Source organism: Catenuloplanes nepalensis (genome assembly GCF_030811575.1).
In the GTDB taxonomy this organism is placed as follows: domain Bacteria; phylum Actinomycetota; class Actinomycetes; order Mycobacteriales; family Micromonosporaceae; genus Catenuloplanes; species Catenuloplanes nepalensis.
In genome coordinates, this window is the sequence record NZ_JAUSRA010000001.1 from 5,438,335 (window position 1) to 5,453,214 (window position 14,880).

Consider the following 14,880-nt stretch of genomic DNA (forward strand, 5'->3'; position numbering starts at 1 on the left):
CGGATCCTGCTTAACGTCTCGTCAGCGCGGCTGGTTCACACAGGTTTTACAAGAACTTCATGACCCCCAAGTTTTGTACGATCTGTCCGGAAACATTAGGGACAGGTCTCCACATAGATTGCGACCTGCTCGAACAGTGCACTGTGCTCCGGTCGGCGCACCGCCAGCCCCTGCAGTTCGCGGATCAGCGCGGTGCGGCCGGTTTCCGGGAGGTAAACGGAGTGCCGGTAGATCTCCCGCCTGATCTCCTCCAGCGGCGCCCCGGACATGCCCTTGGCCATCGCGCCCAGGATCGCCCGCCGGGCGCCGTTGTCGACCGGCCCCCTGGTCAGGTCGATCAGGTCGGTCAGCACGTCCGGGCCCCTGTCCAGCACCGCCGGCACGAACGCCAGCGACGACGCGCCCGCGCCGAGGGACTCGTAGGCGGCCTCGGTCACCACCGGGTCGGCGCGCTCCTCGATGCGCAGGATCGCCTCCCAGCCGGCGAACAGGTCCGCCTGCACCAGGCCCAGCTCGCTGACCTGTGGCATCAGCGTCTTCAGCGCGGAACCGTGCGCGGCCACCGCGGAGCGGATCGCCGCCACGTCCTCCAGCGGCGTGAACAGATACGACCGCAGCCGCTCGTCCACCGGCCGGCCGGTCATCCCCGCGCGCGGGCGGGCCGCGCCGGCCGCCTGCGAGAGAGCCGCACCGGCCGTGTGTGGGCGGGCCGCGCCGGCCGCGTTCGGGCGGGCCGCGCCGGCCGCGTTCGGGCGGGCCGCGCCGACCGCGCGCAGGAGGTCCGCGGTGAGCGCGCGGACCGGGGCGGCGACCGGGTTGCCGGCCGCGTCCCGGCCGGACCACAGGTTGTCCAGGTTCAGGCCGAGCCCGCCGCCGGTCGTGCGCGGCTGGTGCACCACCGGGACGCCGTATCCGCCGAGCACGTGCGAGAGCGCGGGTGTCGCGTCGCCGCGGATCACCACGATCGGCGGCGCGCCGCCCCCGAACCGGTGCTGGAGCAGCAGCCACTCCAGGCCGAGCAGCTGGCCGGTGGACGGCGCGGCCGACTGCTTCTCGGTCGCGACCACCACGACCGGCGCGTCGACCCCCTCGGCCGCGGCCACGAGCTCCGCCAGGAACAGGCCGCTCAGTGCGCCGGGCGGGCCGACCACGTCGATCGTGCGCCCGCGCGCGCCGGCCGGGACCGCGTGCACGGTGGACGAGTGGTTGATCACCGGAGGCGTGTGCAGGTCCGCGAGGCTAGCCGTGCCGTCGGCCGGGTGCAGCGTGATCGCGGACGGCGCCTCCGGGAACACGGCCGCACCGCCGGTGCCCGGGTCCAGGAAAGACAGTCCGTGCCGGTCGTGCACGGCCAGCACGGTCAGCTCCGCACCGGACGCGGCCCGCACCGTGACGAACGCGCGCGTGCCCGGCTCGGCCAGCGCGGCGAGCAGGTCGCCGTACCCGCCGATCGCTTTTCCGGCCGTGGCCGGCAGGTCCCGGGGCCCGAGCGGGCGACGCAGCGCCGCCAGCTCCGCACCGTGGGCGTGCGCCACGAGCGCGGCCGGCAGGCCCAGGTGCACGCCGCCGGCACCGTCGAAGACGATCCGGGCCAGTGGGTACGCCGTGCGCAGCGCGACCGCCACCGCCTCCGGCCCGGCATCGGCGTAGGCGCCCGCCGCCCAGTGACGCGCCGGCGCGATCCACAGCGTCTCCGCCGCCGCGACCGGCACCAGCCGCATCGCCGCGTCGAAGCCGATCAACCGGCTCGGGTCCACCACCGGCCCGCCGGCCGTCACCATGGCGCGCGGCACCTCGACCGGCAGCCCGGCCTGGTCCGCGCGCGCCGCCACGTCCGCGAGCGTGAGCCCGTCCGGCTCCAGCAGCCGCACCACGGCCCGGTCCGCCACCTCGGCCGGCACGCCACGCAGGAACTGGTAGAGCACGGCCCGCCCGCGCCCACCGCCGCCGGACGCGGCCAGCGCGGTGTCGATCTCCGTGCCGAACGACAGGTAGACGTGCCCGTCCCGGCCCGGCAGCCCGGCCAACTCCCGCACGCGCGGGTCACCGTCGCGGGCGGAGATCGGTTCGGTGTGCACGTGCGCGCCGGTCATCGTCGGGAACACGTGGTCGATGCAGACGGCGTTCGCGTGCTGTGCGAGCAGTGGCAGATCCATGTCTCCCCCGGTCAGCAGTTCGACAGCGTGTAGGTGATCGCGTCCAGCACCTCGGCGCGCCCGGCACCGGCCGCGCCGCCGTGCGCGCGCAGCCGGTCCCGGTACGCGTCCAGCCGGCCCACCCAGGCGGTCCGGTCGACCGGATCGAGGCAGTCCTCCGGCGGCGCGCCCGGCGGCCGGGACGCGAGCGGGCGGACCAGCTCGACGAATCGGGCGGTGACCCCGGCCGGGTCGGCCAGCACCGTCGCGTCCGGCACCCGGGAGAAGTCCGCGAGCACCTCGAGGAGCCGGGCGTTCGCGTGGTCCACCCGGTGCACCGCGGTGTGCCGGGCCAGCGACGTGGCGTCCCCGGGGTCGAGCTGCCCGGCCACCATCAGCTGGAACAGCAGGCCGTCCAGCGCGAACCGGTCCCGGCGCGCGCCGCCGGCCGACCGCAGGTAGTCGTAGACGAACGTGGCCGGCATCGGGCCGCGCGCGGCGTCCCACGGCGGCTCCACGGTCAGGAACGACGTGGCGGCCGGTGCGAGCCGGGGCGCGTCCGCCGGTGGCAGGCCACCGGGCGCGGTCAGCGCGGTCAGGAACGCGCGCAGCCGCAGGTCACCGGGGTGGTCGCGGATCACGTCGCGCAGCTCGTCACGGACTGCGGGGTTACGCAGCGCCGCGTCGTGGGTGCGCTGGTACGCCTCGGCCTCGGCCCAGCCGGGGTGCGCGATCCAGTCGGCCAGCACCCGGGTCAGCGTGGCGCCGGCCCGCGGCGGGATCGTGCCGGCCCGGCGGAACAGGGTGCTGTCCGGCGTCGCCGCCATCGCGACCGGGTTCTCGGCGCCGGGTTCCAGCAGCTGCCACACCCGGTCGAAGCCGGCCATGCCCTCACGCACGGTCACCGGGCCGCGGGCGTGCCGGACCGCCTCGAACGCGTCGAGGACCTTGACCGTGCCCATGGTGGCGGCGACCGTCGGCGGCTCGCCGCGCCAGGCCTCGTGCCGAAGCAGCTGGTCCAGCGCGCGCACGGTGGCGAGCGCGGTCTCCGGCGGGCCGCCCAGGTCGACCGCCACCACCGGTCCGCCGGCGGTCCGGCGCACCGCGTCCCGGATCGCGGTCAGCGTGCGTTGCGCATCCGGGCCGGAGAAGTCACCGAGGGTACGGACCGTGCGGTCCTGCCCGGGCGGCGGCTCGGTCGCCGCCGGCTTCGTCTCCGGCGTCGCCGCCGGGGTCGGCTGCGGGGTCTGCTGCGGGGTGTTCTGCGGGGCCTTCCGCGGGGTCGGGTCCGGCCGCGGGCCCGGCTTGAGGTTCGGCTTGAGGTTCGGCTTGAGGTTCGGCTTGAGGTTCGGCTTGAGGTTCGGCTTGAGCGTCGGTGCCAGGTCGGACAGCAGGTCTGGTGTGGTGAACGGGCGGGTGACCGGCATCCGGCCGGACTCGCGGCGGCCCAGCCGGTCGCCGGGCTGCCGGGCGGTCACCGCGCCGGACACCGCCGCCCGCAGGTCCACCGGCCGGCCGCGCTCGTCGAGCAGCAGCGCCTCCGTGCCCGCCTTGTGGAACAGCCGTGCGTGCTCGCCGGTGAGCCGGTCCGCGAGCGCGTCCCGCCGGGTGCCGAGGTCCGCGTCCGTACCGCTGACGCCGTGCTGCTGCCCGTCGAAGATCCGCAGCCGGCCGCGGCCGATCGACATCACCCAGAACAGGTGCGACATGCCGCCGGACGGCGGGGGCGTGCGCAGCGCCACCATCGCGCCGGGCCGGCCGCGCAGGTACTCGGCGAGCGCGTCCGCGTCGCGGACCCGGGCGTACGTGCCGCCGAGCGTCTGTGCCAGGTCGTCCGCGGTCCGGTGCCCGATCACGCCGGCGTCCACGGTGACGTTCGTGGTGCGCCGGTGCACGGCCACGAACAGCCCGAACGCGCGCTCCACGCAGTCCTCCGGCGTGGTCACGGTGCCGCCCGGCGGCAGCTCCACCGCGCTGGTCCAGTCGAGTGCGCGCCGGACCGCGTCCAGCAGGTCCAGTGGCCGCAGCAGGTTCGGCGACGGCGTGGCCCGCTGCTTCGCGAGTTGCTCGACCAGGAACCGCCGGTCCGGGTACGGCACCACCACGTCGTCCGCGAGGCCGGTCAGCAGCGCCTGGTCCACGACGCCGAGCGTGCCCGGGCGCGGCGCGAAGATCTCCGCGGCCTTCGCCGACGGGATCCGGGCGAGCAGGCCGTACGGTACCTCGCTGCGCAGCCAGGACCGGCCGTTGCGGGACGTGCCGATCAGCGTGACGTCGAACCAGAGGTAGTCCTGCTCGCCCTTGCGCCGCTCGATGTCGATGGCGAACTCGCCGAGCGCGGCCGCACCGCCGGCACCGCCGTCGCGGGCCAGGCCGAGCCCGGTGCCGCTGAACATCCGGTCACCGCCGGACGCCGGGCCGGCGCCGACGTCGAGCGGCGTGATCCCGAACCCGGACGCCTTGGCCTGCTCGTTCTCCTGCTCCGCCGCGTTCAGCCAGGCGTTGGACGCGTCGTACCCGCCGCGGGTCACCCAGCGCGCCTGACGCAGCACGGCCCGGACCGTGAACTCGTCGCCGCCGTCACCCTTCACCACGTACCGTCCGTGCAGCAGGTCTTCGATGTGGGTCGCCGCGTTCGTGCCGCTCAGCGCCGCGGACATCTCGGCGGTGACGGTGGACAGTTGCCCGTAGTCGGCGATCCGCGGCGCGCCCGCGGTGTCCGTGTCGAAGCGTTCCGCGCCCGCCTGCCGGGTCGCCGGCAGCCAGCTGATGAACGGGTCGAAGTTGTAGGTCTCCAGGCCGTGCAGGTGCGGCGCGATCGCCTCGGTCCTCGTCACGTCCCCGGCCAGGTCCGCCGGGACGCCGCCGGGGCCGTCGAACATCCGCACCGTGGCCGGCGGCAGCGCCGCGAGTCTCGCCGGCAGCGGGTCCACGCCGGCCGGCGGGTTCGGCGGGCCGATCCGGGTCAGGTGCGCCGGCGTGACCAGGCTGACCCGGCCGTCCACGACGGCGGTCCGCTCCGGCCGGTGCGCGGCCGGGAACCAGACCTGGAAGTGCTTGCGGATCCGGCCGTCCGCGATCGTGTCGATCACCTTGGCGGTCCAGCTGGCCGCGTCGACCGCGGACCGGAGGAACTGCACGGTCGACGACGACTCGAAGAACTCCAGCGTGAAGCGGGTGTCCGCGCCGAACTGCTGGCTGCCGAGCTCCAGCGGCCCGCCGCGCCGCCGCCGCGCCGAGATCTCCGAGTGCGTGATCTCCCGCTCGGAGTCCCGTTCGTAGCCGGCCGCGCCGCTGATCGCGATGCGCGCGTCACCGGCGAGGAACCGGCCGTCCACGCCGGTCCCGGCCGTGAACGCGGTGTCCACGTTCTCGTTGTGGCTGTCCACGGTCGAACCGGCGCCGGAGATCGTGGTCTTGACGTCCGGGCGGGGGCGCTCGTACTCCAGGTCGTCGTCGGCCGCGGTGATCCGGACGCCGACCCGCCGCACGCCGCCGGACGGCAGGTTGACCGTGATCACCTGCATCGCGCCCTCCTTGCGGATGGTGCGGTAGTTCCGCTTCAGCGCGGCGTCCCGGAACATCGCGGTCACCGCGCCGGAGATGGTGGGATCCCGGACGTCGATCTTCATCTCCGCCAGGTTGTCCAGCACCACCTGGAGGACGTCCCGGCGGACCGGCACGTCCTGGACGACCGGGGCCGGCCGGTCCTCGCGCAGCGCGACGCCGGTCCGCTGCTCGTCGGCGGTCACCGACGCGGTCAGCTTCTCCACGTGCGAGGTGGCGTAGGAGATCTCCGGGTGGATCGGCTGCACGTCGCGCGTCTCGGCCGGCGTGGCCGGCATGTCCGCGGCCGGCACCGGCAGGCCGAGCTCGGCCGCGCGCAGGTACGGCGTGGACGTCTCCAGCCCGCCCTTGATCTTCAGGTCCATGTCGGAGGACCAGAGCACGCCGTCCACGTACCGCTCGTAGCTGACCAGGAAGAGCGCGTCCGAGGAGTGCGTGAAGGTGCGTCCCTCGTACGACGCCCGGGTCCCCTCCCGCCCGCCCAGCATGACCGAGTCGGCCGTGCCGTTCCGCCGGCTCACCGCGGCGCTGAGCAGGTGGACGTTGATGTGGTCGGCCAGGCGGGTGGAGGCCGGCACGTCCTCGCCCGGGAAGTCGAGCCCGGCCGCGCCCCGCCCGGTCTGGAAGAACAGCGACGGGCCGGCCCGCCCGCGCACCCGCCGGCCCTTCGACGTGACCGCGCCCGCGCCGACGCCGCTCTGCGCGTACTCCTTGGTGGACGGCTCGTCCGCCGGGTGGCTGTAGCGGGCGTGCGCCGGGACCAGGCGGACGCGCAGCTGGCGGATCTCGTCGTCGCGCCGGTCCAGCGGCACGACCACGCCGGTCCGGCTCATCATCTCGGCGGCGAGCGGCTCCAGGAAGTCCGGGGTGACGCCGGACGCGACGCCCGGCTCGAACGCGATCCGGTCACCGCCCGGTGCGAGCGCGCGCAGCAGCTCGTCGAGGCCGCCCCTCTCCGGGGGCGTGAGCCGGCCGTCGACGACGTCGATGAAGCGCTGCGTCGCCTCGGCCAGCTTCCCGACCCGGTTCAGCCAGACGTACATGCCGTCGATGCCCTCGTGCACGCCGGACACCAGCTCGCCGGCGCCGCCGGTGACGTCCGCACCGGCCAGCCAGCGTCGCAGGTCACGGGCCTCGGCCGCGCTCAGCCGGCTCACCGCCTCCGCGTCGGTGAGCAGCGGCGGCGGCCCGGACGGCGGCGGCGGGACGACCGGTGTGATGCCGTTGTCGGGCGGCGCCGGCGCGCGGACCGGCGCCAGGTCCTCCGCGGCCACGTGCACCGGGGCCTCGAAACCCTCGCCGCCGTACGCGCGGGAGCCGGCCGGCCGGACCAGCTTCCCGTCCTCGTCGGTCACGGACACGGTCAGCTGGTAGGCCGCGCCGTACATGAACTCCGTGACGACGCCGCCGACCTTCCGCCGCCGCCCGCCGGCCGTGCTGAACCCGGCGTTGCGGCCCTGCGACCGGTCCCACGCGTACTGCAGGTCCGCGAAGCGCACCTGCATGCCGAAGAAGTCCTGGATGGCGAGGCGGGCGGAGATGTCCACCCGGGTCCCCCACCGCCGGGTCAGCCGCTCGCTCATCGCGCCGCCGGCCCGGCCGACCACCCGGTTGTCGACCCAGTAGTCCGGCACGGTGTCGGTGCCGAGCAGGTCGCCGAGCGCGCCGGTGACGTTGATGTGGAACGTGTGCTTGCCGATCGTGAACGAGTCGGTGACGCCGCCGTCGAAGAGCGCACGCTGGCTGCCCCGCATGCCCGGCACGCCGAACTTCGCGGCCAGCTCGTAGAACCGCTCCTGCCGCTCCTCGCCCTTGAGCGTCCGCCCGACCGCGCGCATCTGCTGCTCGACCAGCAGCAGCAGATCCGCGAAGATCAGCTCCGCACCGGGCATCTCCTTCATCGTGCCGGGGCCGAGACCGGTCCGGCCGGCCAGCGCCCACGGCTCGCGCGTCGGCCCGGTCAGCGGCGTCAGGCCGGTGCTGAGCGAGCCGTCCGGCCGCACCACGCCACGGGTGGCCGCGGGCGTGCCCGGCAGCGTCTGGCCGGGCACCCGCGCGCCGTCCGGGCCCAGCAGCTCCACCCGAGGGTGGCCGGCCAGCGCGGCCCGCACCTCGGCCGGCACCCCGGTCGCCAGCTGCACCTGGACGGTCGAGGTGAGGGTGTCCAGGTACGCCCGGACCTCGCGGAGCGCCTGCGCCGGCGTGACCCGGCCGGCCGGGGCCGCCGGCCGGTAGAGCGCCGGGTTCGGCAGCGGGTCGCCCGGCGCGCGGGTGCGCCCGGCGCCGGTGCCGGCCGGCGCGCCGAGCGGGATCGCGGCGGTGACCGTGCCCCGGTCGTCGATCACGTACCGGTACCGTGCCTCCACCGGATCGCCGGCCGCGTACGTGTAGTCGCCGTCGCCGCGCAGCAGCACCCGGTTCCGCACCGGCCACAGCGGATGCAGCGACCCTGGCAGGTCCTCGATCAGCGCCGGGGTGTCCGCACCGGACCGCCCGGCCTGTGCCACCTCGATCGGGTGGATCCGGGCCAGGAACATCAGGTCGGTCACGTCCCGCACGCCGGAGCTGCGGAACGGCGGCGCGGTCGCGGCCACCGGCTCTACGGCCGGGGTCCGGGCGGTCCGGGGCCGCGCCGGGTTGCGGACGAACTCGGCCGAGACGATGCCGGCGCGCGGCGTCCCGCCGGGCGTCTGCAGCATGCCGCGGGTGAAGACGACCGCGCCGTCGACGAGTTCCGGGTTCGCGGCGTCGACCAGGTAGCGGAACGCCGGCACCGAGTCCGCGTCCGGGTACTCGTGGTCGGCCGCGTCGAGGTCGCGGATCGTCACGTTCGGGTGGGTGCCGGCCCACGCCCATCGGCCGCCCGGGTTGACCGCGCCGGCGAACGACACCTCGATCCGGTGCCGGTCGGCGATCCGCCGCAGGTCGTCCGGCGTGGCCGCGCCCTTCTTCGGGAACGGCGCGGGCCGCCCGCCGGGCTTCGGCGTGGTGACGACCGGGCCGTCCGGGGCCACGAACACCTCGCGCAGCGTGGGCGTGGCCATCACCTGCTCCTCGAACAGGTCCGCGTACGCGGCCGGCACCGCGATCTCGACGGTCGTGTTCCGCCGCACGTCGAGCTGACCCCGGCTGGAGTCGAACGTGAGCCCGGCCGAGACCGTCGCCATGTAGCGCACCATCGCGGTCTTGCGGGTCGGCATCGTCCGGGCCGACGCCTCCACGTTGAGCGACCGGTTCACCCGCCGGCTGGTGTTCAGGAACGCGACGTCCCAGCGCGGCAGCACCAGGTGCTCGCCGGCCAGCACCGGCGGCTCCGCGCCGATCCGCCGCCCGGCCACCGATCCGCCGCCCCGGCCCGCGCCCCTGCTGGCGGACGAGGCCATGTCGTTGCGGATCAGGCCCGTGGTGTCGGTGACCCGGCGCAGCTCCACCAGCTCGCCGCCGGTGCGCAGGTGGCCGTCCAGCCGCCGCCACTTGCCGACCTTCATGGACACGTTCGGCGACAGCCAGCTGTTCGTGGTCCACCACGCGCCGCCGTCCTTCGCGCCCCGCGGGTTCATCATCTCGCGGCGCAGCCGGCCCACCACCCGGGCCGCGTGCCGCGCGGACAGCCGGAAGTCCGGGTGCGTCCGGAGCTGGTCCTGCAGCTCCCGGAGCGGGTCCTCGAACGAGGCGGCGCTGAGCGCGAAGTCCTGCTTGTTGAGCGCGGCCGGGTTCGTCACCCGGGTCGGCGCGCCGATCGAGGACGGGTCGACCGCGTCGCGCGCGCTGGACAGGATCTTCGGCATGTCCACCCGCAGGTGGTCGGTGAGCGACCGCCGGGCCGCCTCCACGCCGTCGATCTCCAGCACCACCTGCGCGTCCGTGCCGTACCGGTGGGTGGCGAAGTCGCCGGTGAAGATCATGTTCTCCGCTTGGACGCCGCCGCCGGTCGACTCCGACCAGCGCCGCGAGCCGCCGGCGAAGAACCGCGCGATCGGGCCGATGGCGAACCGGACCACCTCGTTCGCGGTGCCGAAGAAGACCGCGGCGAAGAACGGAAGACCCCAGCCGGTGCCGCCGCCGACGGCCCGGGACCAGCCGACGTCGCCGCCCTTGATGTGCATGTTCGAGTCGCCGGGCTTGAGCCCGGGCTGCGGCGCGAGCTGGTACCGCTCGCCGGACGGCCGCACGTACAGGCGGACCTCCCGGCCGTTGACCTCGCGGCTGATGCCGGCGTCGATCAGCTGCTGCCAGTGCCGGGCGTCCCGGCTGCTCAACTGCTTGGTCAGCCACGCCTCGAAGCGGCCGCGCACCGACTTCCAGGGCAGCTTCGAGGAACCGAGGCCGCTCGCGACGTCCCCGGTCAGCGCGGCGCTGAATCCGGCGATGCCGGCCGGGTCGGACGGCGCGTTGACGGTCCGGACCCGCCCGTCGCCCAGGATGCCCAGCTCCCGGAGGAACCAGGGCGCGGACGGCGCGCGGACCAGCTCGATCCGGGCGCCGAGGCCGGCGACGAGACCACCGGTCTCCGGCAGCCGGGCCGTGGCCAGGCCGTCGATCAGGGTGGCCGGGTTCGGGGCCGGGCCGTCGAGTCGCAGCCGGGCCCGGCCGATCGCGTCCGTGCGGGCGGTCTCGGCCGCGGGCCGGGCCGCGTCGAGCGCGTCCGACAGCGCGGTCCAGAGGCTCAGCGTGGCGGCGCGGTCGGCCAGCCGGTCGAGGTCCGCCGCCGGGACCGTGGTGCGCGCGTACGCCGCCATCCGCTGGACGTGCGCGCGCAGGCCGGTCCGCAGCGCGGGCAGACCGGTCTGGTGCGCGGTCTCCACCCGGGTCCGGACCGCATCCAGGTGGGCCAGGTAGGCCAGCCGGCCCACGTCCTCCGGCGACAGCGTGGCGCGCCGGGCGAGGATCGCGGTCACCTCCGCCGCGCCGTCGTCGACCAGCGTGGCCGCCGGTGAGCCGGGCACCCGCACCGCGTCCACCCGGTCGGCGGTCCGGCGCGCGTCGCCGAGCTCCAGACCCGCCCAGTCGGCGGCCAGCCCGCGCAGGTAGTCGAGGTGCACCTCGACCAGCCGCTCGTCCGCCCGGGCCCGGTCCCGCTCGGTGACCGCCCGGTCCCGGTCCTCGACGGCCAGATCTTTCAGGCCCTGTTCCCGGGTACGGGCGGCGCTGTCCCGCGCGATCGCCCGCCGGATCGCGGAGACGTCGTCGGCGGTGGAGGTCTCCGCGATCCGCAGCTGCCGGACCCGGTTCGCCAGCGACCCGGACTCCCCGGCCAGCCGGCCCACCTCGGCCGTCGCGGCCCGCTCGACGCCGGCCAGCCGGGCCCGCTCCGGCGCCGGCCGTCCGCCGGCCCCGGCCACGGCCCGCCGCGCCTGTGTCTGGGCCTCGATCGCCCGCTCATGCTCGGCGTGCTTCCGCGCCAGCGCGTCCTCGGCGCCGGTACGCCGGGCGACGACCGCGGCCGCCGCCTCCTCACTGGCCGGCAGTTCCGCCCGAGCCGCGGTGACGGCGGCGTCCAGCTCCGCGATCCGGGCGTCGTGGCCGGCGATCGCGGTCACCGCGGCCGCGCGTGCGGCCTCGTGCCGGATCCGGTCCGCCTCGAAGCGGTCCCGTACCGCGGCCACGCGGGTGCCCAGCAGGGCGTCGACCGCACCGAACTGACGGGTGACGTCGTCGGCGTGCAGGTCGGCCGCGACCGCGTCGAACTCGGCCCGGATCAGCGCCTCCGGCCCGGCGTCGCCCTCGGTGATGCCGCTGCCCGGCGCGGCCCGAGGCCGGGGGCGCGTGGGTTGCAGCACACCGGCGGCCCGGCCGCCCGGCTCCGGATCCAGCAGCGCATCCACCAGCCCGGATCGCGGCAGGAACGAGGGCTCATCGTCCGTCACCGCCGGGACGGCCGCCTCCGCCCCCGGCCCGGCCGACGGCTCGACCACCGGCGACAGCGGCGGCGTGAGTAGCGGCTCAGCCGTCGGCGACAGCGGTGATGTGACCAGCGGCTCAGCCTTCGGCGACAGCGGCGGCGTGAGCGGCGGCTCGGCCTTCGGCGACGACGGTGGTGTGAGCGGTGGCGCCGCGGCGAGCGAGGGCGGCGCCATCCGCCGCACGGTCGTGCCGAGCGCGGTCAGCGCGCCGCTGTGCCGCGGATCCTCCCGATCGAAGCGGACCACGGCCCGGTCCGCCGGCGCCGCGAGGTCGACCCACCACAGTGCACCGTCGTGCGACACCAGCAGCCGCAGATCCCCGTCCCCGGTCCGCGGCTCGTGGTGCACCACGAAGACGGTCCCCGGCGCCGCCGCCCGCACGTCACCGGCCGGCACCCGCGCCGGCTCCCCCCATGCCCGAGTCAACTCCGCGGCCGCCACCGGCCCGACCGGCAGCGCCCGCGGCTCCGGCAGCCCCAGCACCAGGCCCGCTGCCAGCTGATATCCGGCCTGCCACAGCGGCCCGCCGGCGACCGGCCCGGAGCGCGGCAGCCGCAGCTCCTCCCGCACCGCGGCGAGGCCGCTCACCAGCGCCCGCAACCGGTCGAACGGTGACATGGCCGCGTCCGCCGCCAGCGTGCGCGCGATGTCCAGTGCCGCCCGCATCGCGGCCAGCCCTTTCGGCAGCACCCGGGCGAACGCGCCGTCCGGATCGGGCCGGCCCGCCACGTCCACCCGTACCACCCGCGGCGACGTCTCCATCCAGGGCCGGTAGGCCACGCCGACCGGCACGCCCACCATGTCCGCGGCCTTCTGCCAGTCCACGACCGCGGTGTGCTCCGTACCCTCGACCGGGATCGTGGTGATCCGCGCGCCGGGGCCCAGGTCGCGCAGCACGCGCTGCGCGGTGGCCAGCGCGCCCACGTCGCGCAGCCCCTCGTGGCTCATGTGGAACGCCGGCCCGGCCTCGCGCGGCGCGTTCATCGCGTGCACCAGGCCGACCAGGTCGACCGGGGTGTCCATCGGGTACGGATGGAAGAACACGCCGCCGTTCCCGGTCGGGATGAGCCGCCCGTCCGGGCACAGCCGGGAGGGATCGAGAACCGCCGGACCGGACATGCCTTTTCCCCTCGCCGAATCGTCCGCGGGCACACGCACCCACGCAACGCCGGTTTACGACTCGCCGTCAGCGTTGGTTCACGATCGGTTTGTTAAATAGTCAACTCAATGTTTAACGACCGCTATGGACAGGTCTCCACAAAGACCGCGACCTGCTCGAACAGCGCGCCGTGCTCCGGCATGCGCTGCATCAGGCCGCGCAGCTCCCGGATCCAGTCCGTGCGCCCGGTCTGCGGCAGGTAGACCGAGTGCTGGTAGATCATCTGCTTGATCGCATCCAGCGACCCGCCCTCGATGCCGAGCTGGACAGCGGCCAGCACGGCCCGGCTGGCGCCGTCGTCCAGCGGCCCCCTGGTCAGGTCGATCAGGTCGGCGAAGCCGTCGCCGCGCGCCGCCGGTTCCCGGCCGATCAGCGACGGCACGAACGACAGCGCCTTCTGCTTGCGCTCCGGCTCCGCCTTGGCACCGAGGTACTCGAACGCCGCGCCGGACAGCGCGGCGTCCTCCCGGCCGTCGATGCGCAGGATCGCCTCCCACGCCGCGAACATGTCCGGCTGCGCGCCGAGCGCGCGGATCTGCGGCGCCAGGCCGCGCAGCGACGAGTTCAGCTGGGCCTTGATCGCGGCCACGTCGTCCAGCGGCGTGGACACGAGGTCGAGCACCCGGTCGTCCGCGGCCAGCGGCTTGACCCGCTCCGGGCGGGCGCCGACCGAGCGCAGCAGGTCGCCGGTGAGCGTCCGGGACGGCGAGGTGGCCAGGGTGCCGTCCGCGTTCCGGCCGGTCCACGGGTTGTCCAGGTTGATGCCGAGCCCGCCGCCGGGCCGGCCCTGCCGTACCACCGCGAAGTCGTACTTCTCCAGCAGCGCGGTGAACGCCGCCGGCGCGTCCCCGCGCACCACCACGATCGGCGTGGCGCCGCCGGCCAGCACGTTGCGCTGCTGCTGGAGGAGCATGAACTCCAGGTCGTAGAGCTCGCGGCGGGACGGCGCCGCGCCCGGCCGGTCGTTGGCGAGCGCGATCACCGGCGCGTCCACCTGCGCGGCCGCGGCCGCGGTCTCGTCCAGGAAGCGCGCGTTCCGGCCGTTCGGCGTGCCGATCACGTCCATCGTGCGGCCGGTGTCGCCGAGCGGCACCGCGTGCATGCGCGACGACCGGTTGACCGCGCGCACCGGCGGCACCGGCGCGGGCGCGGCCTCCGGGAGCCAGGTGGTGAGGTCGTCGCCGGTCGCGTCGACCGGGTGCAGCTCGATCCCGGCCGGCATCGGCGGGAAGCTCGCCGCGCTCCCGGTCGCCGGGTCCAGGAACGCCAGGCCGTGCCGGTCGTGCACGGCCAGGAAGACCGAGCTGATCCCGGAGACGGAGTCGACCCGGACGAACGCGCGCGAGTCCGGCTTCGCCATCGCGGCGAGCAGGTCGCCGTACCCGCCGAGCCACTGCCCCGGCCGCGCCGGCAGGTCGTCCGTGCCGAGCTGGCGCCCGAGCGCGGCCAGCGCGGCGCCGTGGACGAACTCCGCGAGCGCGGCCGGCATACCGAGTTGCACGCCACGCTCACCGTCGAAGATCATCCGAGCGATCGGGTACGGCGTGGACAGCGCCGCGGACAGCACCTCCGGCCCCGCGTCCGCGTACGCACCGGGCGCCCAGTGCCGCAGCGGCGCGACCCACAGCACGTCCGCGTCCGCGACCGTGGTCAGTTCCATGCCCGCGGTGAAGCCGAGCAGCCGGGCCGCCGCGACCGGTGGCTCGCCCGGCCGCGGGTCGGCCAGGTCGGACCGGCGGATCTCGACCGGCAGCCCGGCCGCGTCCGCGCGCGCCGCGATCTCGCTGAGCGTGAGCCCGGCCGGGTCCAGCGGGCGCAGCACCGCCCGGTCCGCGACCTCCGGCGGCGTCTGGCGCAGGAACTGGAACAGCACGGCCCGCCCGCGCGCCGCACCGGGCGCGTCGGCCGGCGTGGTCATCGCGCCGTCGATCTCCGTGCCGAAGGACAGGTAGACGTGCCCGTCCCGGCCCGGCAGCGTGGCCAGGTGCCGCACGCGCGGGTCGCCGTTGCGCGCGGAGATCGGCTCGGTGTGCACGTGCGCGCCGGTCAGCGTGGGGAGCACGTGGTCGATGCAGATCGCGCTGAGATGGTTCGCGGTCAGCGGCAGGTCCATGGA

Annotated in this window: 3 protein-coding genes; all 3 read right to left on the minus strand. The window is 75.6% G+C overall.

Annotated features, from left to right (window positions below):
* Positions 1-95: 95 nt before the first annotated feature.
* The gene (locus J2S43_RS23340; protein ID WP_306832572.1) at positions 96-2,156 is read right to left on the minus strand and encodes a hypothetical protein; all 2,061 of its coding nucleotides are present in this window, start codon (positions 2,154-2,156) and stop codon (positions 96-98) included.
* Positions 2,157-2,167: 11 nt separating this feature from the next.
* Complete coding sequence (locus J2S43_RS23345) at positions 2,168-12,724, minus strand: hypothetical protein (protein WP_306832575.1); 10,557 nt, start codon at positions 12,722-12,724, stop codon at positions 2,168-2,170.
* A 122-nt stretch (positions 12,725-12,846) separates the two neighbouring features.
* A complete protein-coding gene (locus J2S43_RS23350) occupies positions 12,847-14,877 on the minus strand; it encodes a hypothetical protein (protein ID WP_306832576.1) in 2,031 nt (676 codons plus the stop codon).
* Between the last annotated feature and the right edge of the window lie 3 nt (positions 14,878-14,880).